Source organism: Microbulbifer celer (assembly GCF_020991125.1).
In the GTDB taxonomy this organism is placed as follows: Bacteria; Pseudomonadota; Gammaproteobacteria; order Pseudomonadales; family Cellvibrionaceae; genus Microbulbifer; species Microbulbifer celer.
This window is the reverse complement of record NZ_CP087715.1, coordinates 801,515-825,424: the sequence shown is the minus strand read 5'-3', so window position 1 is coordinate 825,424 and position 23,910 is coordinate 801,515. Positions and strand designations below refer to the sequence as shown.

Here is a 23,910-nt window from a genome sequence, read left to right as displayed (position 1 = left end):
AATGTCTTGTGCATTGCTAATATATCGTCCCTCGAAACTGCTCACCCTCCGCCCAAAATCGTGGCGCTCGGAATTCATTGGGATCAAAACTCTGCTGCACAAAATAGGCACTACAAAGTGTCACATACAGTAGCAGTATAACTGTAACACCAACCCAGCATGTCAAGATGGACGCAACATCAATAACTGTAGTACGAGAAATAGTACGCCCATCAAGATTCAAACCTTGATTGCCACTTTGAAGAGCTTTTCCCCACAGCATGCCCAAAAAGAAAAACAGCAAAGTTTGCGGTATTGGCATCACTACAATACCACTAAAAAGCGAATAGATAATGGCGGAAACAACGGCAGTTAAAATCGCCGCAGAGATATCTCGTTCTTGCCCAATAATATTGGGGCCACATATCGCCCTCCACGATAAAAGCAATATCAAAAGCAAGAGAGAAAACATGGCGATAGTGGCAACCCCCCCCCATTCGAAGATTAATTGCAGTAAGCTATTGTGAGGGTGACCTTCTTTTCGACCGAGAGAGTGGTAAGAGTAAGCGCCGGAGCCCTCGCCAATGAAAAAATGGGCCGGACTTAGCGCATCTATTAGCCCCCGCCAAATAATGGAGCGGCCCGAAGTATGTGCCCGAAATACATCTGAACCGTGTCCCGCATCAACAATCAAAGCCAAAATCAAATAAACAAAAAAAGCTAACACCCCGATCACCGCCGCTGTTAATATCTGCGGACGCCAAGGCTTCATCAGTAGGTAGGCCAAAAAGGTAGCCGCGATCAAGCCAACCAACAGCCCCCTCGCTCCACCACAAAAGGCCAATAAAATATTTATAAAGAGGAAAAAATAGGCAAATTTCCTGAAATCTGTTCGCGCTGCCCAAAGAAAAAGCAGTGGCACAACAAATACTTGCACTTGGTTAAAGAAACGGTGGTGCTCGACACTTGGGTACAGCATCTCCGCGCGTAATGAGCCGCCTACAGCCACTTCATACCCAAGAAAAAGTAACGCTTTAAGGACAACCAGGCCATGTAATACCAATAGCCCTAGGAGCAGCAACCTGGAGAGTCCCATACATGCCACATATATGCCACAACAGAATATACTTGCCAGTAATAGCCAATGAAGACTCTCAATGAGAGAGTGATATATATTTGCAGAAAAAACCGTACTAAGAAACACCAGCAGCAATGACAGCACCCAAGCCGTCAGTAACAATTTATTCTGAGGCACTCTAGGAAGAGCCACACGGTATGCCCGAATACAGACTAACAGGGTAAATATGCATATTAAAATCAGCTGCATAATACGCTTATTGTTGTATTGACCAACTGGAAGGCCAATATCAAGCGGATTAAGGCTTAGAAAAAACCAACACCAAAAAGTCACAAGAATAAATATTGCCAGCGGACTCCTTTTACTTACTACTCCAATTTCCACTTGCTTACCTAAATGAAAATCAACAACGGGGGCTATCTGAGCAAGCGCGCTTTTCACTAGGACGACTTAACAAGCTCAACACCCACAAAAAAGGCGGGCAGAGCCCGCCTTTCCCTATCAAGATGCCATCAGGTACCACGACACTCTGATGGGAAGAACTTGGAAATATTGGCATTACTCACAGCACAATTCCAACGAACCGGTCCATTGTACGCGGCAGTAATAGTAGATGACCCATCTGACTGAACGGGAGTCATTATAACGCTACCATTATCGAGATCGTTATCGTCAGTACCTTGGATCGCTACGGTAATTACGCCGCCGCTGCCAACAGTTACAGACTCAACGTATGTGGATTTAATATTGGCCGCAGCATCCATACCTGCTGCAGTATTATCACCAGGCAGAGAGCCGGTAGCCTGATAGGTTTCGGCAACTGCTGACTTGGCCTGAGCAGCAAAGCCCAGCGCCTCACTCATCTTGGCACGTTTGGTGTAATCGGAGTAAGCCGGCAGCGCTACTGCAGCTAGAATGCCGATGATCGCCACTACGATCATCAATTCAATAAGAGTAAAACCCTGTTGTTTCTTCATTGTAACCGTCTCCATACAGACTGTTGTTTTAAGGTGAGATCCCGTGAGGAAGTCGGCAGTTACAATACCGGTAATGTGGCAAAACGCGCAAGTGTGGAAATTGCCCTAAACTGCCAGTTTGGGAGGAAAGTCATGTGGAGAGCGATCACTTATTGGGCGCAAGTTACATTTTTTGATCAGCGATTAGAACCTGGTGACACAATTTGTCAGATCACCTAGCTAGAGCTCTGCGATTTTTTCTACTTCTCCCGCGAGCCTGAGGGTGCAGTACTGGATCCCGGATCGAGTCCGGGATGACAGGGCGGTGTGAGCGCAATGGAGTGTGAAGCTATCCAGTTCACAGCTTTAGTCCATCGCTCGCCGGGATCATTGGCGGGGTCTCGGTTATTCGTTATATTGGGGTGCCTACTGGAAGGTAAATCCTTTACATTACCGGTACTTAAAACCAATGTTTAAACAAAGATAACATCTCGACACACCGAGAATTTACTATAAGCGGTTCCCCATGAGCAGCACTCCACTGAGCGGCCTGGCCAAGCGGCTGGTTTCTGACAATGCCATTGACGAGGCAACGGCCCAATCTGCCATCAAAGCGGCCAAGCGTGAGGGGCAGAGCTTTGCCCAGCATGCGGTTGAAACCAAGCTAATCAAAAGCCGAGAGCTCGCCAACATAGCTGCCAATGCGTTTGGTACTCCGCTGTTTGACCTATCCAGCTATAACTTCGACCTGCTCCCTAAGGACATTGTTGCTGAGAAACTGATCAGCAAGCATTTTGCCCTCCCCTTGTATAAGCGCGGGAATCGGCTGTTTGTTGCGGTCGCAGACCCGACCAATCTCGCGGGCCTTGATGAATTCAACTTCAATACCGGGCTGAACACTGACCCGATTCTCGTTGAAGCGGACAAGTTAGCCAAGGCAATCGAGAGTTATCTGGCCAATAGTGGAGACATTGGCGGCGGTCTGGAAGGACTGGACGACGAAGATCTGGACAGCCTCGATGTAGAAGGCGGTGATAGTCGGCCTGAGGAAGACGGTGAGCCCGGTGGCGATGAAGCACCGGTAGTGCGTTTTGTAAACAAGGTATTACTGGATGCGATCCGTACCGGCGCTTCAGATGTCCATTTCGAACCCTACGAAAAGATCTATCGGGTACGGATGCGCACCGATGGCGTGCTGCATGAAGTAGCGCGCCCTCCCATTCAGCTGGCCACCCGAATTTCCGCCCGCCTCAAGGTAATGTCCAAAATGGATATTTCCGAAAGGCGTGTGCCCCAAGACGGCCGTATCAAAATGAAGCTGTCCAAGACCAAGGCCATTGATTTTCGGGTTAACAGTCTACCTACTCTATGGGGAGAAAAGATTGTACTTCGTATTCTTGACCCTTCTTCAGCCAAAATGGGGATCGATGCCCTGGGCTATGAAGAAGAGCAAAAGAAGGTTTATATGGATGCTCTGGCTCAACCCCAGGGTATGATCTTGGTTACCGGACCTACCGGGTCTGGTAAAACTGTATCTCTATATACAGGCCTGAATATTCTCAATACTCCAGAACGCAATATCTCAACCGCGGAAGATCCAGTAGAGATCAACTTGGAGGGGATCAATCAGGTAAACGTCTCCAACAAGGTGGGGTTGAACTTTGCCGAAGCATTGCGCTCCTTTCTCCGTCAGGATCCAGATATCGTAATGGTGGGGGAGATCCGGGACCTGGAGACCGCAGAGATTGCGATCAAAGCTGCACAAACCGGCCACTTGGTACTGTCTACACTGCACACCAACTCAGCACCGGAAACCCTAACCCGATTAATGAATATGGGGGTTCCCACGTTCAATATTGCCACCTCGGTTAGTGTAATTATTGCACAGCGCTTGGCACGACGTCTATGTGGTGAATGTAAACAACCTGCTCAGCTTCCGGATGAAGTGTTGGCAGAAGAAGGCTTTGATACCGTCACCATTCCCAAAAGTGAATGGAAAATCTACCAACCTGTAGGCTGTGAGCACTGCTCTAAAGGTTACAAGGGGCGCGTGGGTGTGTATGAAGTGGTTCGCATCACTGATGGGATTTCGCGCATTATAATGGAGGGAGGCAACTCTATTCAGATTGCAGACCAAGCGAAAAAGGAAGGATTCAATAACCTGCGGGTGTCGGCGCTTCGCAAGGTAGTGATGGGGGTTACCAGCCTGGAGGAGGCAAACCGGGTGACCAATGACTAATCGTTAACTAAGCCCCCAAGTGCTGGATTCCGGGTCAAGCTCGGAAAGACGATGAATGAACAGTAGAGCGTGAATGTGTATTGGAGGTAACTAAACCTCCGAGTTACTGACCAACAGGAATAACAAGATGGCCAACGCCGCAATTGCAACCACATACGTATATAAGGGTGTGGATACCAAGGGCAATAAAGTTGAAGGGGAGCTAAGCGGCACAAGCCCTGCATTGATTAAAGCCCAGCTGCGCCGCCAGGGTATTATCGCCAACAAAGTCCAGAAAAAACCCAAGCCCCTTCTCGGTGGTAAGAAAAGGATCAAGCCAGGCGATATTGCAATTTTCACCCGCCAAATGGCGACTATGATGAAAGCGGGCGTGCCTCTGGTTCAAAGCTTTGAGATTGTTGCTGACGGTCTGGATAATCCTGCCCTGAAAGAACTAATCTTCAAGATTCGAGACGATGTTGCTTCGGGTACCGCTTTTGCCGATGCGTTGCGTCGACAGCCACTCTATTTTGATGATCTCTTTTGTAATCTGGTTGCGTCAGGTGAGCAATCTGGTGCACTGGAGACAATGCTTGACCGGATTGCCACCTACAAGGAGAAGACCGAGTCGCTGAAAGCGAAAATCAAAAAGGCAATGACCTACCCTATTGCGGTAGTTGTGGTCGCAGTTGTTGTTACCGCGATTTTGCTGGTGAAGGTGGTCCCCCAGTTCGCGGAAACTTTCTCCAGTTTTGGGGCTGAACTGCCGGCATTTACTCTGTTTGTTCTTAGTATCTCAGAGTGGATGCAGGACAACTGGTTTTTTGCTTTCATCGCTCTCGTCATTGGTATCGGTGGTACATTGGAAGTTAAGAAACGCAACAAGAATGTGGCGAACTTCTTCGATAAGCTCATGTTGAAGCTGCCCATTATCGGTCAAATCACATACAACTCAATTGCCGCCCGTTTTGCCCGTACGCTATCCACCACCTTTGCCGCCGGTGTTCCTCTTATTGATGCACTCAAGTCTGTGGCCGGCGCTACCGGCAATGTCGTGTATGAGGAAGCAACACTCAAGATTCGCGACTCCGTGGCAACCGGTATCCCACTCAATGGCGCCATGCGCACCTCAGGCCTTTATCCAACCATGCTGGTACAGATGGCCGCGATCGGCGAGGAGTCAGGCGCACTGGATGAAATGCTGGCTAAAGCTGCAGACTTCTATGAAGAGGCCGTCGATAACATGGTCGACAATCTGACCACCCTGATGGAACCCATGATCATGGCGGTACTCGGCATTTTGGTGGGAGGCCTGATGATCGCCATGTACCTCCCAATTTTCCAGCTCGGTCAGGTTATGTGAGTCACAATTGCAAATGACAGATCAAATTCTATCTCACCAAGCGCTGCTAATAAGCAGCGCTTTTATTTTAGGCCTGCTAATCGGCAGCTTCCTCAACGTGGTTATCCACCGCCTCCCCATCATGATGGAGCGGGAGTACCAGCGGGATTTCTACAGCTATTTTGAAAAGGCACCGCCTACAGAAGAACAGAAGCAGCTGGGCGAGACCTTCAACCTGGTTCTCCCCCACTCCCACTGCCCCAAGTGCAATAGGGTGATCAAGCCCTGGCAGAATATTCCCATCATCAGCTACCTGCTGCTACGGGGTAAGTGCGGGCACTGTAAAACGCCAATCTCCAAGCGCTACCCGCTGGTTGAGCTGGTTACCGGTATCCTCACTGCGGTGGTGGTGTGGCAGCTGGGCTTTACCTGGCAGGCGCTGGCGGGGGTATTTTTTACCTGGGCGCTGGTGGCGTTGACGGGGATTGATTTTGACAAGCAGTTGCTGCCAGACAATATCACCCTGCCGCTGTTGTGGGGCGGGTTGCTGATCAATATCTGGGGGGTGTTTGTGCCCCTGCAGGATGCGGTGGTCGGGGCGATTGTTGGCTACCTGTCCCTGTGGGCTGTGTTCCACCTGTTCAAGCTGGTGACCGGTAAGGAAGGCATGGGCGCGGGGGATTTCAAGATTCTTGCGGCGATTGGCGCCTGGTTTGGGTGGCAGTCGGTGTTGTTGGTGATTCCGTTATCTGCGGCGGTTGGTGCGCTGGTGGGGATCATCTGGACGCTGATCTCCGGGCGAGATAAGAATCTGCCGATTGCGTTCGGGCCCTACCTGGCCGGGGCGGCGTGGATTGCGATGTTATGGGGTGAGCAGATTATTGGGTGGTATTTTCGGGTTTCTGGGTTGAGCGGTTGATTTGTTGCCGAGACCCAGCTCAGCATGTTGAGGCGAGCGTATCTAGAGAATGTTCATATGTTTACGGTGGGTTTGACGGGCGGTATTGGCAGCGGTAAGTCTGCAGCAGCGGCGCGGTTTCGACACCATGGGGTGAATGTGGTGGATGCGGATCGGGCGGCGCGTACGGTGGTTGAGCCGGGGCGGCCGGCGTTGGTGGCGATTGCGGAGCATTTTGGCGCTGAGGTATTGCTGGCGGACGGGAACCTGGACCGGGCGGCGTTGCGCAAGCGGGTGTTTGATGACCCGGCAGAACGGCGCTGGCTGGAGGAGTTGACCCATCCGTTGATCCGCGAAGAGATTGTTACTGCGTTGGCGGCAAGCCCACAGACCCACTCGGCTCCGTATGCCATTCTGGAGTCACCGCTGTTGATTGAGTCTGGCCAGTCAGCGCTGGTGCAGCGGATCTGTGTGGTGGATCTGCCGGAGCTGACGCAGCTTGAGCGCGCCAGTATGCGCGATGGCAATGATCCGGAGCAGATCCGCAAGATCATGGCTGCGCAAATGCCGCGAGCGGAGCGGTGTGCAAAGGCAGACGATATTCTGGATAATGACGCTTCGCTGGCTGAGCTGGAAGCGCAGGTAGACAAGTTGCATGCGCGCTACGTGGTGCTGGCCTCCCAATATCAATCGTTGTAAAGATAGCTGTTATGTCTGATCGCCCTACCCTCAATTGCCCTACCTGCCAGAAGATTATCGAGTGGAGCCCGGAGAACCGTTTCCGGCCGTTCTGCAGTGAGCGGTGCAAGCTGATTGACCTGGGAGAGTGGGCCAGTGAGGGGCACAAGATTCCCGGGCAGGCGGTGTTTGATGATGTGATGAGTGAGGAGTTGGAGGCTTCTAAGACTCGGCACTGAGTGCTCTTACCGTTTGCCGAGCTTGGGCTCGGCGTTCCCGGGGCGTCGTCATCCCGGCACCGGATCGTTTTGTCATGCCGGACTTGATCCGGTGCCGGCATGACAAAACGATCCGGGAGCCAGTGTTGGATGCGCTGCGCTTATCCTCCCTACAGCTGCAATGTTTCGCCCGCACTCTTCCCCTACTCCGAATCCGCCCGATCCAACTCCGGGGTATCTTGATCTGTTTGTCGCGCACCGAATTTGCTTCTGTACCTTTTGGTCAAATATTTTATCTGATTCCAGGTTCCTGTGTAGTAGATGTCTCGAGCGCCCGGCAAGGATGACACCACAACCCGGAATAGATACCATGCTGGCAAAACGGCAGCATAAAGCAGGGCAATATTGGCGTCCCAAAGTAATACATCAACTGCGCCATAATATGCGGCAATAATCAGGTGAATTCTCAATTTGTAAGCTACTACGGCAAGAATTCCCCAAAAGGTTCCGAAATGATGGTCGATACCTGCCACACCAATCAATAAGACACTTACCCCAAAAACTTCCCAAGTAAACAACCAGAACTTTAGTGAATATTCTTTCATAATTTTTGCAGTGTCTTTAATCTTGAAAGTCAATAGATCAATGATTACCCGTTCTGGGAAAGTTTTGGGGCGTCCGCCTGGGGGGATGGCGTAGGGCCTGATTCGTTGTCGGATAAAAATGCCTGCCCGATGGCCAGACAGCCGGGCAGCGGCCGGGGTTGAACGCGCTGGTAGATAAATGCGGCCACGTCTTCCTTGGGGGCGCGGTGGTCTCCACCTTGCTTGGGTTGGGTTCTATCGGTATAACCAGCCCCACTCCACATGTAGAGGGTGTGCTTGGCCTCCTTTACCAGCTGCTCGGTGCAGTGGGGCAAGGGATAGTCACCATCCGCGTTGTGGATATTGGACTTCTCGATACTGGCGGCTTCGGAAAGTTCCACTGTCATGGAATCCATGATGTTTTCCATCAGCTGGCGATAGTTGTCCAGTGGTGACCGTTGTTCGCGGTAGGGGTTGCCAGCGTTTGGGATGGAGCGTTCGACCAAAAAGCGCACGCGCAGGCAGCGCTGGTGGCCAATGGAGTGTAGCCAATAAAAACTATCTCCGTGCTGGTGCAAGGGTTGAGCCTCGAAATAAAGCCATTCGCCACCATTACGATCCAGCCACTGGCTATTGATGGGGCCGAGGTAATCGGGCCACCGGTATTGAGTAAGGTCAAAGGGATTGCGGTCTTCGGCGTGCCCTTTGTGGTAGGAGCCCAGATAGTCATCGGTACAATAATCTTGGGCGAGCCGGGCAAGTTCGCGGCGCTGGAGTAGGCTACTATTTACTGGCTGATCTCGTGCTTCCACCAAATCGATTTGCATCAATAGTCGACCAAGGCTTTCTCCGTCGAGCAAAGGGCGACCGGTAAAATTCCATCCGCTGGTCCAGATTTCCACCTCGTGGCTGATACGCTTGGCACCGTCCCGACTTTCCTGTTCGTGGGGAAGCCATATTTCCGAGCTGTCCAGATCAAAGCTGTCCGCTTGATTTTCCATCGGCCCCTGACCATAGATTGGCGGGCGGTAAGGTGGCGCGACAAAACTGACCCTGGTACTGGAAAGGTCCTTTTCAATCCTACGCGACTTGCGCCAACTGGGCCCCTTGGGGTTCTTTTCATTGCCAAATAACATAGTGAAGTCCCGTATCGCGGCTGGATCAGCGCTTGGCGCGGTTATTGATCATTTGCCGCAGCTGGTCGCCGGTACTTTTGAAATAGTGATCCCTGGCGCCGGGCAGCGAGGATATAAGCATTGGGGTCGCCTTGTGCAGCGCCTTCACTACCGCCAATGCCAGTGCGGCGTTTCCTCCGGTTGCAACGGCGAGCCCCGCTGCCGTCCCGGCTGTTCCCCATTTTTTTACCAGATAATCACCGAGTTCCCAGCAGATTTTGACGGTTTGACCCAACCGCTCCCCTCGCGGTGTATGGTGAATCAGCTCATTGCCTTCACTCAATAGTGGAGCAAGGCCGAAGTTGCGACCTCCGATTTCCTGCGGTAGGCCTTCAGCGGCACTGAGCCATTTTTCATCGCTGATATCCATATTGAGAGCACGGCGGTAGCGGTCCGCTTCAAACTGGCTGCGGGTATGGTCACTCAAAAAAATCTTCTGCCGCTGGTCCAGGTCGATATTTTGCTGTTTCAGGTGCTGCATGGCTTCTATCAACACCCAGGCGCCCTCGCCCTGGCTCGTCCATTCTACATGCAGGCCCTGCTGGTGAGCCTCAAACATATGTGCCGCTACCATATGCGCCGCCAGTCGCTGCTGCTCACTGCCGCTGTTGCCGAGGGACTTCAAGGTACGCCAGCCCGCGGCCCAGGCGCTATTTTCCGGCGGTACGTACACCAGTTGAAAACCACTTTTCTTCAGGTCCGCATGCTTTTTACTATCACCGCGGCTGATGTGCTCGCCTACAACTTGTAGAGAGTCGCGAAGGCTTTCACTTTGGCCATTGATTCCCAGCTTGAGTGGAGCCTTGGCGCTACCGATCAGGGTCTCGGTTCTTGTGAGTTTGGGTGTTGGCTCACTACCTCTTACCCATCCCTGCCGTTTGTGTTTAACCTTCCATAGCGCTGGCCGTCGCCCAGCATTTGCGTCATCTCCCAGCAACCGGATATCCACAATCTGCACATCCGTCTGGCAATCCCCATAGTAACTGTTCAGTTCATACTCAATCTCAAAACCCCCTGCCACCAATAAACGCCGGGTGGGGTGATTCGGTTTGAGCATGCTGTTGACGGGGCTGGCGGGACCGCGAAGGCTGTCTACGGCTTTGACGAGGGCTTGTGCGTGAAAGCCTTCGCTGCTCTGCTGGGCACTTAATTGGCGGAAGTTATCCAGCAGTTGTCGGTGACTGCCGTTTGCGAAGATGGCGCGGCCGGATTCGCGGCTGCCCCAACTTTGGAGTGCATTGGATGGCTGGGTATTAGGCTGAATGGACGGCGGCTGTCCCATGGCAATTTCCTTCTGCGAACGAGGTTGTTCCTTGAGCCGGATCGGTCAATCCGGTAAGCGCGAAAGACTACCAAATACGCAAAAACACAGGCAAAAATAGTTGGGGTACGGTAGTGCCAAGTTGGTGGCGACAGCCCTGCTCCAGATTCCTGGATACCGGATCTAGTGTGGTGTAACGATGTCATGCAGGATAGATAAGCCCCACAGTCACAGGACGAGCCCCGAGCAAAAATTGACCAATAGCGTTATAACGCTATAATGCCAAAAGTATCTCTATAGTCCCGGGAGAGCCCTTGTGAGCAACCTTTCCAAACGTTCCACGGTCTATTTTGACCCCGCCATTCACCAGGCTTTGAAACTGCGCGCGGCCACTTCCCACACTTCGCTCTCTGAGTTGGTGGATGAGGCGGTGCGGTTGTTGATGCGTGAAGATCAGGAAGATCTGGAAGCGATCCGCTCACGGGTGGAAGAGCCCGAGATGACCTATGAGGCCCTGCTGGATGATCTGAAGCAGCATGGCAAAATATAAGATTGCGTTTAAGAAATCCGTTGCGAAGGATTTACGTGCTATCCCCAAAAGGGATGTTGCGCGGATTCTCAAGCGTATTGAGCAGCTGGCTGAAGATCCCCGCGGGGAGGGTTGTATCAAGCTGACCGGATCGGAGCATTACCGGGTGCGGCAGGGTTCTTATCGTATTGTTTACGAGATTATTGATGATCGGTTGGTGGTGACGGTGATTCGGGTTGGACACCGGTCGGGGGTTTATCGGTAGCGCTATTTGGGGCGGGCGTTGCCCGCCTGCGGAGCTGGAGCTCCGCGGTCCCGGGGAGGAAGCCTTGTCGGGTGCGCGAAGCTCCAGCTCCGCATTTTACGGGCGGGTCACACTATTTTACCGCAAAGCAACAAGGTTCTGGAAAAACTGCTAAAAGCCGGTGAATTGGTAGAGGTAGAACTCGATGAGTGACATTCTTAAGGCCCTACATGAGACTGCGGAAGGTCTGCACAAAGCTGGTGGCTTGAAACAGGCCACTATGCGCGAAATTGATGCACTCTGCCTGCCTGAGATCAAGGATTACAGTGCGGTACAAATCAAACGCATACGTACCCGTAACAAAGCCAGCCAGGCCGTATTCGTCGCGTATCTGAATACCAGTCTTTCAACCATCCAGAAGTGGGAAACCGGGCAAAAGCATCCGAATGGCCCGTCGCTGAAGCTTTTGAACATCGTAAACCGGAAAGGGATTGAGGCTCTAGCCTAAGACGCGATGTGCCGAATCGTTTGTCATGCCGGTACCGGATCGGGTCCGGCATATTAAATAAAAATTGACCCGACATTACCCGTCGATAGCTTTCACTTCGTGCTTGTGACTTTCCGCTTCTGTATCTGCCGCAAATGCCGGCCCGATGGCCAGGCAGCCGGGTAGCGGCTGGGGTTGGATGCGCTGATCGATAAATGCGGCCACGTCTTCCTTGGGGGCGCGGTGGTCTCCGCCTTGTTTGGGTTGGGATTGATCGGTGTAGCCAGCCCCGCTCCACATGTAGAGGGTGTGCTTGGCTTCCTTTACCAGCTGCTCGGTGCAGTGGGGCAAGGGATAGTCACCGTCGGCGTTGTGGATATTGGACTTCTCGATACTGGCGGCTTCGGCAAGTTCCACTGTCATGGAATCCATGATGTTTTCCATCAGGTGACGGTAGTTGTCCAGCGGAGATCGCTGCTCGCGGTAGGGGTTGCCGGCGTTTGGGATACAGCGCTCAGCCATAAAACGTACACGCAGGCAGCGTTGATGACCAATGGGCAGTAGCCAATAGAACCTGTCTACATCATGGTGCAGCGGCTGCATTTCAAAATAAAGCCATTCACTCCCGTTGCGATCCAACCACTGACTATTGATGGGGAGAAGGTTATCTGGCCACCGATATTGAGTGAGATCAAAGGGATTGCGGTCTTCGGCGCGCCCCTTGTGGTAGCTACCTAGGTGCCCGTCGGTACAGTAGCTCTGGGCGAATCGGGCGAGTTCGCCGCGCTGGAACAGGCTGCTGTTTACCGGCAAATCTCGCACTTCCACCAGTTCAAATTGCATCACCAAGTTGCCAACACTTTCACCATCGAGCAGGGGCCGGCCGGTAAAATTCCAGCCGCAGGTCCAGATCTCCACCTCGTGACTGATACGCTTGGTACCGTCCCGACTTTCCTGTTCGTGGGGAAGCCATATTTCCGGGCTGTTCAGATCAAAGCTGTCCGCTTGATTTTCCATCGGCCCCTGACCATAGATTGGCGGGCGGTAAGGTGGCGCGACAAAACTGACCCTGGTACTGGAAAGGTCCTTTTCAATCCTACGCGACTTGCGCCAACTGGGCCCCTTGGGGTTCTTTTCATTGCCAAATAACATAGTGAAGTCCCGTATCGCGGCTGGATAAGCGCTTGGCGCGGTTATTGATCATTTGCCGCAGCTGGTCACCGGTACTTTTGAAATAATGGTCCCCGGCGCCGGGCAGTGAGGGGCGCAAAATCCCCGGGTAGCCAGTTTTTGATGATGTGATGAGTTGGATCCTACCAAAACCCTACATTGAAGAGTGGGGCAACCCCCACCCTACCGGTTGCTAGCAATCGCTGCAGACTCAGGTTGATTATTCGAGGCTTCCTTCTCGACAAAAGCAGGGCCAATTGCCATGCAACCCGGTAAGGGACGGGGCTGGATGCGCTGGTCGATAAATGCGGCCACATCTTCCTTGGGGGCGCGGTGGTCTCCGCCTTGTTTGGGCTGAGACTTATCGGTGTACCCTTTTCCACTCCACATGTACGAGGTGTGTTTCGCCTGGGCTACCATTTGCTCGGTAATATTCGGCAGAGGATATTCATCTTCTGGGTTACAGATACTTTTCTGTTCTGTACCGGCATTACCCGACAACTCAATACTAATGGTATCCATTATACGCTCCATCAGCTGGCGGTAATTGGCAGTCGAGCTCCGATCTGCCTGCCGGTATGGATTGCCGGCATTTCTCAACCAGTGCGTGATCATAAAGTGACCTACTACACAGTGCTGATGTCCAATAGGAGTTAACCAGAAAAAATCCAGCGCGCCAGTCCATAATGGTTGGGTTTCAAAATACAGCCACTCGCTTCCATTGCGGCTCAACCACTGGCTGTTTATCGGTGTTAGGTAATTCGGCCAGCGGTATTGGGTGAGGTCAAATGGGTTCCTGTCCTCTGTGTGCCCCTTGTGGGAGCCCCCAATATCCGTACTTTCGTGCAGGCGATTGACCAAATCTCTCATTGCTGAGCGCTGAAACAGGCTTTGGTTAACCGGCAGGTCTTTTACATTCAGTACACTCAGCCGCAGTACCAGGTCGCCAACAGTTTCTGCGTCCAGAATGGGCGACCGGTAAAGTTTCACCCGCTAAGCCAGATTCGCACGTCCTGTATGTCATTTTCACTGCCGGAGCTTTCATAAGGCTTGTAGATTGAGGAGTCACCAAGGTCGAACGTATCGGGCTGCTCCTCCAGATCACTGCGCCCGCGTAAAGGCAACCGCAACATTGGTGCAGAAAATCGAATCCACGTGCCGGAAACATTCTTCTCCATACTCTGAAGGCGACGCCAAGCCGGCCCTTTTGGGTTTTTCTCATTGCCAAAAAACATGTAAATGCCTGCTTAGTTACGTTTGCGGTGCCGGAAATAGACAGGACTTTAGTACCTGCCGAATCAAACAAAGATCATTGCTACCTCTGACCGCCCTACGTCCCATCGCCTAATACTCAATTGCCCTATCTGCCAAAAAATTACCGAGTGGAGCCCGGAGAACCGGTTCCGCCCGTTCTGTAGTGAGCGCTGCAAACTGATTGACCTGGGGGGAGTGGGCCAGTGAGGGACACAAGATCCCCGGGCAGCCGGTATTTGATGACGTGATGAGTGAGGAGTTGGAGGCTTCCAAGACTCGGCACTGAGTGTTTTTACCGTTTGCCGAGCTGGGGCTCGGCGTTCCCGGGGCACTACGGTTCTGGCGCAGATGGTGGATGCGCTGCGCTTATCCTCCCTACAGCTGCAATGTTTCGCCCGCACTCTTCCCCTACTCCGAATCCGCCCGATCCAACTCCGGGGTATCTCGATCTATTTGTCGCGCACCGAATTTGCTTCTGTACCTTTTGGTCAAATATTTTATCTGATTCCAGGTTCCTGTGTAGTAGATGTCTCGAGCGCCCGGCAAGGATGACACCACAACCCGGAATAGATACCATGCTGGCAAAACGGCAGCATAAAGCAGGGCAATATTGGCGTCCCAAAGTAATACATCAACTGCGCCATAATATGCGGCAATAATCAGGTGAATTCTCAATTTGTAAGCTACTACAGCAAGAATTCCCCAAAAGGTTCCAAAATGGTGGTCAATACCTGCAACACCAATCAATAAGACACTTACCCCAAAAACTTCCCAAGTAAACAGCCAGAACTTTAGTAAATATTCTTTCATAATTTTTGCTGCGTCTTTAATGATCTAGAAATTCAATGAATCGGGTGTTACCCATTCGGTAAAACTTTTGAGGCGTCCATCTGGGGTGATGGCATAGGATCTGATTCGTTACTGGATAAAAATGCCGGCCCGATGGCCAGGCAGCCGGGCAACGGCCGGGGTTTGATGCGCCGGTCGATAAATGCGGCCACGTCTTCTTTGGGGGCACGGTGGTCTCCGCCTTGTTTGGGTTGAGACTTATCGGTGTAGCCAGCCCCACTCCACATATAGAGGGTATGCTTGGCTTCTTTTACCAGCTGCTCGGTGCAGTGGGGCAAGGGATAGTCACCATCGGCATTGTGGATATTGGACTTCTCGATATTGGCGGCTTCGGTAAGTTCCACTGCCATGGAATCCATGATGTTTTCCATCAGCTGGCGGTAGTTATCCAGTCGCGATCGTTGTTCGCGGTAAGGGTTTCCGGCATTGCGTAACTTTCTTGTTGCCATAAAGCGCACACGCAGGCAGCGCTGGTGGCCGACTGGAAACAGCCAATAAAACCTGTCCGCAATATGCTGCAGTGGTTGCATTTCGAAGTAGAGCCATTCACTACCGTTACGATCCAGCCACTGACAGTTGATCGGAAGAAGATTGTCTGGCCATTGGTACTGGGTGAGGTCGAAAGGATTACGGTCTTCGGCGCGCCCCTTGTGGTAGCGCCCCAGGTGCCCATCAGTACAGTAACTCTGGGCGAATCGGGCGAGTTCGCCACGCTGGAACAGGCTGCTGTTTACCGGCAGATCTCGTACTTCCACCAGCTCAATTTGCATCACCAGGTTGCCGACACTTTTACCATCAAGCAGAGGGCGGCCAGTAAAGTTCCAACCACAGGTCCAGACTTCCACCACGTGACTGATATGAGTGGTGCCATCCCGGCCCTCCCGCTCGCGAATTGTCCAGACTTCCGAGTCATCTAGGTCAAAGGCGTTGGCCTGATCTTCCATCGATTCCTGACCATAGATAGGCGGGCGGAAAGATGGCGCAGCAAAACTGACCCTGATACCGGAAAGATCCTTTTCAATCCTGCGCGCTTTGCGCCAGCTGGGCCCCTTGGGGTTCTTTTCATTGCCAAATAACATAGTGAAATCCCGTATAGCGCCTGGGTCAGCGCTTCGCGCGGTTATTGATCATTTGCCGTAGCTGGTCGCCTGTACTCTTGAAATAGTGGTCCTTGGCGCCGGGCAGCGAGGATATAAGCATTGGGGTGGCCTTGTGCAGCGCCTTCACTACCGTCAGTGCCAGTGCGGCGTTTCCTCCAGTTGCAGCAGCTAGCCCCGCTGCTGTCCCGGCTGTTCCCCATTTTTTTACCAAGTAGTCACCGAGTTCCCAGCAGATTTTGACGGTATGGCCCAACCGCTCCCCTCGCGGTGTATGGTGAATCAGCTCGTTGCCTTCACTCAGCAGTGGGGCAAGGCCGAAGTTGCGACCTCCGACTTCCTGAGTCAGGCCTCCAACGGCGCTGAGCCATTTTTCATCGCTGATATCCATATTGAGAGCACGGCGGTAGCGGTCCGCTTCAAACTGGCTGCGGGTATGGTCACTCAAAAAAATCTTCTGCCGCTGCTTCAGGTCGATATTTTTCTGTTTCAGGTGCCGCATGGCTTCTATCAACACCCAGGCGCCCTCGCCCTGGCTGGTCCAATCCACATGCAGCCCCTGCTGGTGGGCCTCGTACATATGCGACGCCACCAAGCGCGCCGCCAGCCTCTGTTGCCCGCTACCGCTGTTACCCAGGGACTTCAAGGTGCGCCAGCCCGCGGCCCAGGCGCTGCTCTCCGGCGGCACATACACCATCTGGTAGCCGCTTTTTTCCAGATCCGCACGCTTTTTACTATCACCGCGGTTAATGTGCTCGGCTACAACTTCTAAAGAATCACGAAGATCTTCACACTGGCCATTGATTCCCAACTTGAGTGGGGCCTGGGCACTGCCGGCCTGGGTCGCAGTTGCCGTCAGCTTGGGCTTGGACGCGCCATCAGTACGCCACTCCTCCTCGTGCTTTGCTCGCCATAGTGCTGGCCGTCGCCCAGCATTTGCGTCATCTCCCAGCAACCGGATATCCACAATCTGCACATCCGTCTGGCAATCCCCATAGTAACTGTTCAGTTCATACTCAACCTCAAAACCCCCTGCCACCAATAAACGCCGGGTGGGGTGATTCGGTTTGAGCATGCTGTTGACGGGGCTGGCGGGACCGCGAAGGCTGTCTACGGCTTTGACGAGGGCTTGTGCGTGAAAGCCTTCGCTGCTCTGCTGGGCACTTAATTGGCGGAAGTTATCCAGCAGTTGTCGGTGACTGCCGTTTGCGAAGATGGCGCGGCCAGATTCGCGGCTGCCCCAACTTTGGAGTGCATTGGATGGCTAGGTATTAGGCTGAATGGACGGCGGCTGTCCCATGGCAATTTCCTTCTGCGAACGAGGTTGTTCCTTGAGCCGGATCGGTCAATCAGGTAAGCGCGAAAGACTACCAAATACGCAAAAACACAGGCAAAAATAGTTGGGGTACGGTAGTGCCAAGTTGGAGCGCAGCGCTCCGTTTCAAAGTTCTGGAACCGGATCAAGTCCGATATGACGAGAGCGGCGGCATGACGGGGTCAGTCCGCCATCCAAAGCCTTACCAGCATCCCCCATTTGGACGTCAGGCCTGAGGTTACCCAACTTACTTTTCCTTCCCTATCCACAATCAATACCGTCGGTGTGACCTGCAGGCCCCAGCTGTTGCTGAGTTGGCCGGAGGGGTCGTTGAGGGTGGTGAAGTTGAGGTTATGCTGTTGCTGGTAAGCGGCCACTTCGTCTGCGTTGCCGGATTGCAGGGCGACGGTGATGACCTGGTGATCGCGGGCGATGTCTGACACTGCGGGGGAGACGACGCGGCAGTAGCCGCACCAGGTGGCCCAGAAGTAGATCAGCACGGGGCCGTTTTCGGCCATGGTGTGCAGGTCGATTGGATCGCCGGCGATGCTTTTTGTCAGCAGCTGCGGGACCTCACCGCGGGGAATATTGCGGCTCTGGTACCAGGATACGGCGGAAACAATGATCACCGCGAAAAAGACGAACTTGAGTGCGGAATACGCGCGCCGTTTCACAAGGTGCTCTCCCGCTCGAGTGCTTCCAGTCCGATCACCTCTATGTGCTCCCCACTTTTCCCTTCACCGCCCTCTCCTTCCGTATACCGCCACTGCAGGTTAAAGCCACACAGGGCCATGCCGTAGATACGTTCCGGGTCCGGCTTCTGGTACGCCGGTTTGGGGTCCTGGGCGAGTACTTGCTGAATCAGTCTGGGCAGGTCGGTGCCCCACTCATCCCGATACGCCTGGGCTTTGCTGAGGATATCCTCCGGGATATGCACTCTGGCCGCAGGTGGTGCCTGTTCGGCAAGCTCACTGGTTGCGGTGGTAAGGGCGTCGGCGTAGGGAATGTAGGGTTTGATATCCAGTACCGGGGTGCCGTCCACCAGGTCGGCGCCGCCGATGATGAGTTCGACTTTGGGGCTGGTGCGCACTTCAATCAGGCGCACGGCGGAGAGACCGATGTTGTTAGGCCTGAACGGCGAGCGGGTGGCGAAGACGCCGAGCTTTTTATTGCCGCCGAGACGCGGCGGGCGCACTTTGGCGGACCACTGGCCGGCGACCTGGTGGAACTGGAAGGTGATCCACAGGTGGGAGTGTTGCTCGAGGCCGGCAACGGCGTCCGGGGTGTTGTACGGGGGCAGCAGTTCGATGCTGGCACGGCTGGCATCCGCCAGCTGAGGCTGGCGGGGGATGCCGAATTTTTCGCCGTAGCAGGAGTGGGTGGTGGCGATCGGGGTGATGTTCAACGGTGCGTTCAAATGCCACCCATACAGAGGTATTTGATCTCCAGGTAATCATCGATGCCATACTTGGAGCCTTCGCGGCCGCTGCCGGATTCTTTGATGCCGCCGAAGGGGGCCATTTCGTTGGAGATGATGCCTTCGTTGATGCCGACCATGCCGTACTCCAACCCCTCGGCGACGCGCCAGACGCGGCCGATATCGCGGGAGTAGAAATAGGAGGCGAGACCGAATTCGGTGTCGTTGGCCATGCGGATGGCTTCTTCATCCGTACTGAATTTATACAGCGGCGCGACCGGGCCGAAGATCTCTTCCTTGAACAGTTTCATGGTGTCATCCACGCCGGTCAATACCGTCGGGGTATAGAAGCACTCACCCATGTCGCTGGGGCCACCGTCATTAAGGTTTTTGGCACCTTTGCTGGTGGCGTCTTCCACCAGGGCCTTCACATCCTCGACTGCGGCCGCGTTGATCATGGGGCCGACTTCCACGCCCTCTTCCGTGCCGTTGCCCATTTTCAGTTCACTGACGGCGGCGGCGAATTTTTTCGCGAACTCGTCGTAGATGCCTTCCTGCACAAGGATACGGTTGGCGCACACACAGGTCTGACCGGCATTGCGGTATTTGCACACGATGGCGCCTTTGACGGCTTCGTCGATATCCGCATCGTCGAACACGATAAACGGCGCGTTGCCGCCGAGCTCCATGGAGGTTTTCTTGATGGTCTCTGCACACTGGGCCTGCAGCTGTTTGCCCACGGCGGTGGAGCCGGTAAAGGTGAACTTGCGCACCAGCGGGTTGCCGGTCATTTCTTTGCCGATTTCCCGCGAGCTTTTACCCACCACGACGTTGAACACGCCTTTGGGTACGCCGGCCTCTTCCGCCAGGACCGCCATGGCAAGTGCCGAGAGCGGGGTTTCCGAGGCGGGCTTGGCAATGAAGGGACAGCCTGCCGCCAGTGCCGGGGCGACCTTGCGCGCGATCATGGCGCTGGGGAAATTCCACGGGGTAATGGAGGCGGTAACGCCGACGGGCTGCTTGATGACGACGATGCGCTTGTCGTTGGATGGCGGTGCGATGACGTCGCCGTAGGCCCGTTTGGCTTCTTCGGCAAACCACTCGAGATAGTTGGCACCGTAGACGATTTCGGTTCTGGCTTCCTTGAGCGGTTTGCCCTGTTCGGCGGTGAGGATGGCGGCGAGGTCATCGGCGTTGTCGATGATGAGGTTGTACCAATCGCGCAGGATTTTCGAGCGCTCTTTGACGGTGAGGTCGCGCCAGGCGGGCCAGGCTTCGTTGGCGGCTTCAATGGCGCGACGGGTTTCATCGGCCCCACAGCTTGCGATGGTGGCGACGGTTTCGCCGGTAGCGGGGTTGGTGACATCGAGGGTGTTGCCGCTGTCGGCATCGACCCACTGGCCGTTGATGTAGGACTGTTTGCGCAGCAGATCGGGATTTTTGAGGTTTAGCATGGTTTTCTGTCCTTGTAGTAGCCAGCGGGTGCAGTGGCGGCGCAGCTAGCTGGTGAAACTTTGCCAGACACGCCGTGAACCCATCCATGGGGGCTCTTCTAAAACATCCCTGTTTTAGAAGGTCTGGCAAAGTTTCACCAGCCATCTGCGCCTTAGCGTCAAACTTTCGTTGTCCGCAATTCTAGCCTTACGCAGATTTTTCTGCCCTTACCTAAAGGGTATTGCGACGCCCCGTGCCAATTTCAACCAGGCTCAAGCGCGCGGTTATTTTTTCTTCTTCACAAACTTCATCAGGCGGCGTTTTTTTGCTTTCTGACGATCAGAGAGTTTGTTTTTCTTGCCGGCGTAAGGATTGTCACCGCTGCGGAACTCGATCTTGACCGGGGTGCCGTGCAGTTCCAGAGCCTTGCGGAAGGTTTTTTCCAGGTAACGCACGTAATGGCTCGGTACCTGGTCGGTCTGGTTGCCGTGAATCACGATTACCGGCGGGTTCTGACCGCCGGCGTGGGCGTAGCGCAGTTTGATGCGGTGGCCGTTGACCAGCGGCGGTTGGTGCTCGCTCACCGCCCACTGCAGAATCCGCGTGAGGTGATTGGTGGAGAGTTTGTCGGTGGCCGACTGATACGCATCTTCGATGGACTTGTACAGGTTGCCGACGCCGGTGCCGTGCAGGGCGGAGATAAAGTGGATATCGGCGAAGTCGACAAAGCGCAGGCGGCGTTCGAGTTCGGTTTTTACGAAGTCGCGGTGATCCGGGTCGAGGCCGTCCCATTTGTTCAGGGCCACCACCAATGCGCGGCCGGCCTGGATAACGCTGCCCATAAGGTGCAAGTCCTGGTCCACCAGGCCTTCGCTGGCGTCGATCACCAGTACCACCACATTGGCATCTTCCACCGCCTGCAGGGTTTTGACGATGGAGAACTTCTCCACGGATTCGCGGACGTTTTTGCGACGGCGGACGCCGGCGGTGTCGATAATGGTGTAGGGCTTTTCGTCGCGGGTATAGTTGATATACACACTGTCGCGGGTAGTGCCGGGCTGATCGTAGACCACCACGCGCTCTTCCCCCAGCAGGCGGTTCACCAGGGTGGATTTGCCCACGTTGGGACGGCCGACGATGCCGATTTTGATGCCGGTGGCTTCGTCCTGCTCTTCCTCTTCAACCGGCGGCAGGCCTTCTACCAGGCGCTCCATCAGGGAACGCACGCCGCGACCATGGGTGGCGGTGGTGGGAAATAACTCGCCAATACCCAACTCATAGAACGGAGCCAAGGCGATATCCGGGTTTACCCCGTCCACTTTATTCGCCACCAGCAGGGTCGGCTTGGAACGGGTGCGCAGGTTTGTCGCGATCATTTCATCCGCCGGGGTAAGCCCCGCGCGGCAATCCACCAGGAACAGGACAAAATCTGCTTCTTCAATGGCCTGCATGGATTGCTGTGCCATGGCTGCGTCGATGCCGGCTTCGTCACCGCTGATCCCGCCGGTGTCCACCAGGATCATTTTGCGGCCATCGAACTCCGCTTCACCGTATTTGCGGTCACGGGTCAGGCCGGCGTAGTTGGCCACAAGGGCGTCGCGGCTCTTGGTGAGTCGATTGAAGAGGGTGGATTTACCCACATTAGGGCGCCCTACCAGGGCAATTACAGGCAACATAATCTGACAATACTCTAAAACTGGCGGTTCGCCAGAAAAACAAACGCCCGCGTAGTTGCGGGCGATGGTTTAAAACCGGTCGGGTTTTGTTTCTGTCATCCCGGTACCGGATCGAGTCCGGCATGACGTGTTCGCTTCAGCGCTCCAGGCGCAGGGCCACCAGCTCGCCGTCGTCCGACAGGGCAAACAGCAGGTCGCCATCGGCGAGCAGCGGGATGCGGATCGGGTCGCGGTCGACACGGGTGCGGCCGACGAACTGGCCTGTGGTCGGATCCATCGCGTGCAGATAACCCTCCAGGTCACCCACAACCACTACATCACCAAAATAGGCCGGGGCGCTCAATTCGCGTCGCAGCAGCTGATTGTTGTTCCACTGAATCTGCCCATTACCCACATTGTAGGCGTGTACCGCGCCGTCGGCGCCGCTCAGGAAGACCGCACCGGCACCCACCGCCACATTGTGGTAGGTGGAGGCGTCACGGGCCCAGAGGCCGCGACCATCTTCCCGGGATAGCGCAACCACGCGCCCCTGATAACTGGCGGCAAATACCAGTTCACCGCGCACCACTGGTGCACCGTCGATATCCACTACCCGCTCCAGTTCCGCAGAACCCTGGGGCATGGCTACACGCTGCTCCCAACGGGACAGGCCATCGCTGGCGCTCAAGGCAATCAGCTTGCCGTTGTCCAGACCGGCATACACGACGCCGGCGGTAATGACCGGGCTGGAAGTACCCCGCAGGGTCAGCACCGGCAGTACCGTTTTATGGCGCCACTGTTGTTCACCGGAATTTGCATCCAGCCCCAGCAGTTTGCCGTCTACCGTCTGGATCACCACCATGCCGGAACCCACTGCCGGGGTGGCGACTACTTCGCCGCCCAGTTGGGTCTGCCAACGCTGGCTGCCGTCCACCAGATTCAGGGCAACCACGCGCCCGCGATAGTCTGCAACCACGGCGAGACCGTTGCCGACACCGACACCGCCACTGATGGACTGATCGAGTTCGGTTTCCCACAGGCGTTTACCGGTTGCGCGGTCAAAGGCGAATACCTCACCTTCACTGTTAGCGGCAATTACCTTGCCGTCGATAATGGCCGGCTTGAGCATGGCGTAACGCAGGGCGTCGATATCGCCGATATTGCGCGACCAGACTTCCCGCAATTTTACGCTCTCGGTGATTTCCACCAGCTCAACCGGGTCGGTATCTTCCTTCTCGTCATTGGAGGCACAGGCACCCAGGCCGAGGGCAAATGCCGATACCATGGCCAGGTGTGCAATCCGGTTTAACGCCTGTTGGCTAAAAATCATTGCGCGTCCTTCTGATTAGATGATGCTTCTTCCGCTGAGGGCTGTTCTACCTCCGCTGAGGATTCTTCTACCTCCGCTGAGGGCTCTGCTTCACCGAGGCTTTCCAGCTTCAGCTCCAGCAGGCGGCCATTGGATGCCTGCTCCGGCAGCAGCTGTGCGCGGGCTTCCTGGTAGGCGGCGCGGGCGGCGTCTTTGTCGCCCTGCTGTACCAGAATGTCACCGCGGGTTTCTGCATAGAGCGCGGCGAAGGCCTGGGGAACGTCCCCCTCCAGCAGCGCCAGCGCCGCTTTGCTTTCTCCGCGGGCGGCTTTTACGGCCGCTAGACGGCGCTTGGCGACGTATTTGATCGCGTCTTCGCCGGTATTATCCACAGCCCACTGCAATTCTTTCGCGGCGGTCTCCAGATCGTTCTTTTCTGCTGCCAGTGCTGCCAGTTGCAGCGCTGCCTGGCTGGCATAAATACGCTTGGCGTAGTCTTCTTTCAGATCCCGCGCCAGGGAATTGGCGGTGGTGAGCTGTTTGTTGTCCGGCTTGCCTTCATTGGCAGAAACCGCTTCTACAAAGCCCTGATACAGGTTAGAGGCCGCTTCTGCATCGCTGCGCTCCTTGCCCTGCCACCACTGCCAGCCAAAATAGCCGGCCAGCGCCAGTACGATACCGGTGACGATGCCGGTACCATTTTCTTTCCACCAACGCTTGATCGATTCGATCTGTTCTTCTTCGGTCAAATGGTCAGCCATTT

General features: G+C 54.6%; 26 protein-coding genes. 9 read left to right on the top strand and 17 right to left on the bottom strand.

What is annotated here, in order from left to right; genetic code table 11:
• Nucleotides 1-16: 16 nt before the first annotated feature.
• Together LPW13_RS03260 and LPW13_RS18135 are read right to left on the bottom strand one after the other, a co-directional pair.
• Complete coding sequence (locus tag LPW13_RS03260) at nucleotides 17-1,498, bottom strand: O-antigen ligase family protein (protein WP_230438017.1); 1,482 nt, start codon at nucleotides 1,496-1,498, stop codon at nucleotides 17-19.
• Between the two features lie 71 nt (nucleotides 1,499-1,569).
• Nucleotides 1,570-2,034, bottom strand: coding sequence for a pilin (locus LPW13_RS18135; protein WP_268932668.1), 465 nt, complete (start codon nucleotides 2,032-2,034; stop codon nucleotides 1,570-1,572).
• A gap of 505 nt (nucleotides 2,035-2,539) precedes the next feature.
• Here LPW13_RS18135 and pilB point away from each other — a divergent pair.
• The 5 genes from pilB (at nucleotide 2,540) to yacG (ending at nucleotide 7,388) form a co-directional block, all read left to right on the top strand.
• Nucleotides 2,540-4,252 carry a type IV-A pilus assembly ATPase PilB gene (pilB, locus tag LPW13_RS03245; RefSeq protein WP_230438016.1) on the top strand — a complete coding sequence of 571 codons (1,713 nt, stop codon included), beginning with the start codon at nucleotides 2,540-2,542 and terminating at the stop codon, nucleotides 4,250-4,252.
• Nucleotides 4,253-4,379: 127 nt separating this feature from the next.
• Nucleotides 4,380-5,594, top strand: a complete 1,215-nt coding sequence (locus LPW13_RS03240) for a type II secretion system F family protein (RefSeq protein WP_230438015.1) — start codon at nucleotides 4,380-4,382, stop codon at nucleotides 5,592-5,594.
• Nucleotides 5,595-5,607: 13 nt separating this feature from the next.
• Complete coding sequence (locus tag LPW13_RS03235) at nucleotides 5,608-6,492, top strand: prepilin peptidase (protein ID WP_230438014.1); 885 nt, start codon at nucleotides 5,608-5,610, stop codon at nucleotides 6,490-6,492.
• A gap of 57 nt (nucleotides 6,493-6,549) precedes the next feature.
• Complete coding sequence (gene coaE, locus LPW13_RS03230; RefSeq protein WP_230438013.1) at nucleotides 6,550-7,170, top strand: dephospho-CoA kinase; 621 nt, start codon at nucleotides 6,550-6,552, stop codon at nucleotides 7,168-7,170.
• Between the two features lie 11 nt (nucleotides 7,171-7,181).
• Nucleotides 7,182-7,388 (top strand): DNA gyrase inhibitor YacG, encoded by a 207-nt coding sequence (gene yacG, locus LPW13_RS03225; RefSeq protein WP_230438012.1) that lies wholly within the window; start codon nucleotides 7,182-7,184, stop codon nucleotides 7,386-7,388.
• A 182-nt stretch (nucleotides 7,389-7,570) separates the two neighbouring features.
• Here yacG and LPW13_RS03220 read toward each other — a convergent pair whose 3' ends face one another.
• From LPW13_RS03220 to LPW13_RS03210, 3 genes are all read right to left on the bottom strand, one after another.
• A complete protein-coding gene (locus tag LPW13_RS03220; protein WP_230438011.1) occupies nucleotides 7,571-7,972 on the bottom strand; it encodes a hypothetical protein in 402 nt (133 codons plus the stop codon).
• 44 nt (nucleotides 7,973-8,016) lie between these two features.
• On the bottom strand, nucleotides 8,017-8,952 hold the full coding sequence (locus LPW13_RS03215) for a P-loop NTPase family protein (protein WP_230438010.1): 936 nt from the start codon (nucleotides 8,950-8,952) through the stop codon (nucleotides 8,017-8,019).
• Nucleotides 8,953-9,112: 160 nt separating this feature from the next.
• Entirely contained in the window at nucleotides 9,113-10,408 is a 1,296-nt protein-coding gene (locus LPW13_RS03210; protein ID WP_230438009.1) for a hypothetical protein, read from the bottom strand.
• Between the two features lie 295 nt (nucleotides 10,409-10,703).
• Here LPW13_RS03210 and LPW13_RS03205 point away from each other — a divergent pair, with 295 nt between their 5' ends.
• The 3 genes from LPW13_RS03205 to LPW13_RS03195 all read left to right on the top strand — a co-directional run bounded on the left by LPW13_RS03205 (nucleotide 10,704) and on the right by LPW13_RS03195 (nucleotide 11,668).
• A complete protein-coding gene (locus tag LPW13_RS03205) occupies nucleotides 10,704-10,937 on the top strand; it encodes a ribbon-helix-helix domain-containing protein (RefSeq protein ID WP_230438008.1) in 234 nt (77 codons plus the stop codon).
• Nucleotides 10,924-11,181: a type II toxin-antitoxin system RelE family toxin gene (locus tag LPW13_RS03200; protein WP_230438007.1), complete on the top strand. Its 258-nt coding sequence runs from the start codon at nucleotides 10,924-10,926 to the stop codon at nucleotides 11,179-11,181. The genes LPW13_RS03205 and LPW13_RS03200 overlap by 14 nt, the downstream gene beginning before the upstream one ends.
• 184 nt (nucleotides 11,182-11,365) lie before the next feature.
• Entirely contained in the window at nucleotides 11,366-11,668 is a 303-nt protein-coding gene (locus LPW13_RS03195) for a helix-turn-helix domain-containing protein (protein WP_230438006.1), read from the top strand.
• A 75-nt stretch (nucleotides 11,669-11,743) separates the two neighbouring features.
• Here LPW13_RS03195 and LPW13_RS03190 read toward each other — a convergent pair whose 3' ends face one another.
• The 3 genes from LPW13_RS03190 to LPW13_RS03180 form a co-directional block, all read right to left on the bottom strand.
• The gene (locus LPW13_RS03190; RefSeq protein WP_230438005.1) at nucleotides 11,744-12,664 is read right to left on the bottom strand and encodes a hypothetical protein; all 921 of its coding nucleotides are present in this window, start codon (nucleotides 12,662-12,664) and stop codon (nucleotides 11,744-11,746) included.
• A gap of 336 nt (nucleotides 12,665-13,000) precedes the next feature.
• Nucleotides 13,001-13,807: a hypothetical protein gene (locus LPW13_RS03185; RefSeq protein ID WP_230438004.1), complete on the bottom strand. Its 807-nt coding sequence runs from the start codon at nucleotides 13,805-13,807 to the stop codon at nucleotides 13,001-13,003.
• On the bottom strand, nucleotides 13,804-14,052 hold the full coding sequence (locus LPW13_RS03180; protein ID WP_230438003.1) for a hypothetical protein: 249 nt from the start codon (nucleotides 14,050-14,052) through the stop codon (nucleotides 13,804-13,806). Before LPW13_RS03180 ends, LPW13_RS03185 begins: the two co-directional genes overlap by 4 nt.
• Nucleotides 14,053-14,107: 55 nt before the next feature.
• On the opposite strand from LPW13_RS03180, the gene LPW13_RS18215 reads away from it, so the two are divergent.
• Nucleotides 14,108-14,278 (top strand): DNA gyrase inhibitor YacG, encoded by a 171-nt coding sequence (locus LPW13_RS18215; RefSeq protein ID WP_407942014.1) that lies wholly within the window; start codon nucleotides 14,108-14,110, stop codon nucleotides 14,276-14,278.
• 201 nt (nucleotides 14,279-14,479) lie between these two features.
• Here the strand turns inward: LPW13_RS18215 and LPW13_RS03170 are convergent, their stop codons facing one another.
• The 9 genes from LPW13_RS03170 to LPW13_RS03130 form a co-directional block, all read right to left on the bottom strand.
• A complete protein-coding gene (locus LPW13_RS03170) occupies nucleotides 14,480-14,881 on the bottom strand; it encodes a hypothetical protein (RefSeq protein ID WP_230438002.1) in 402 nt (133 codons plus the stop codon).
• A 47-nt stretch (nucleotides 14,882-14,928) separates the two neighbouring features.
• On the bottom strand, nucleotides 14,929-15,999 hold the full coding sequence (locus tag LPW13_RS03165) for a hypothetical protein (protein WP_230438001.1): 1,071 nt from the start codon (nucleotides 15,997-15,999) through the stop codon (nucleotides 14,929-14,931).
• A 25-nt stretch (nucleotides 16,000-16,024) separates the two neighbouring features.
• Nucleotides 16,025-17,092 carry a hypothetical protein gene (locus tag LPW13_RS03160; protein ID WP_230438000.1) on the bottom strand — a complete coding sequence of 356 codons (1,068 nt, stop codon included), beginning with the start codon at nucleotides 17,090-17,092 and terminating at the stop codon, nucleotides 16,025-16,027.
• 422 nt (nucleotides 17,093-17,514) lie between these two features.
• Nucleotides 17,515-18,006 carry a protein disulfide oxidoreductase gene (locus tag LPW13_RS03155; protein WP_230437999.1) on the bottom strand — a complete coding sequence of 164 codons (492 nt, stop codon included), beginning with the start codon at nucleotides 18,004-18,006 and terminating at the stop codon, nucleotides 17,515-17,517.
• Complete coding sequence (gene tsaA, locus LPW13_RS03150; protein ID WP_230437998.1) at nucleotides 18,003-18,749, bottom strand: tRNA (N6-threonylcarbamoyladenosine(37)-N6)-methyltransferase TrmO; 747 nt, start codon at nucleotides 18,747-18,749, stop codon at nucleotides 18,003-18,005. Before tsaA ends, LPW13_RS03155 begins: the two co-directional genes overlap by 4 nt.
• Nucleotides 18,746-20,203 carry an NAD-dependent succinate-semialdehyde dehydrogenase gene (locus LPW13_RS03145; protein ID WP_230437997.1) on the bottom strand — a complete coding sequence of 486 codons (1,458 nt, stop codon included), beginning with the start codon at nucleotides 20,201-20,203 and terminating at the stop codon, nucleotides 18,746-18,748. The genes tsaA and LPW13_RS03145 overlap by 4 nt, the downstream gene beginning before the upstream one ends.
• 264 nt (nucleotides 20,204-20,467) lie before the next feature.
• Nucleotides 20,468-21,859 carry a ribosome biogenesis GTPase Der gene (gene der / locus LPW13_RS03140; protein ID WP_230437996.1) on the bottom strand — a complete coding sequence of 464 codons (1,392 nt, stop codon included), beginning with the start codon at nucleotides 21,857-21,859 and terminating at the stop codon, nucleotides 20,468-20,470.
• Nucleotides 21,860-21,995: 136 nt separating this feature from the next.
• Nucleotides 21,996-23,168, bottom strand: coding sequence for an outer membrane protein assembly factor BamB (gene bamB, locus LPW13_RS03135; RefSeq protein ID WP_230437995.1), 1,173 nt, complete (start codon nucleotides 23,166-23,168; stop codon nucleotides 21,996-21,998).
• On the bottom strand, nucleotides 23,165-23,908 hold the full coding sequence (locus tag LPW13_RS03130; RefSeq protein ID WP_230437994.1) for a YfgM family protein: 744 nt from the start codon (nucleotides 23,906-23,908) through the stop codon (nucleotides 23,165-23,167). Before LPW13_RS03130 ends, bamB begins: the two co-directional genes overlap by 4 nt.
• Nucleotides 23,909-23,910 lie beyond the last annotated feature (2 nt).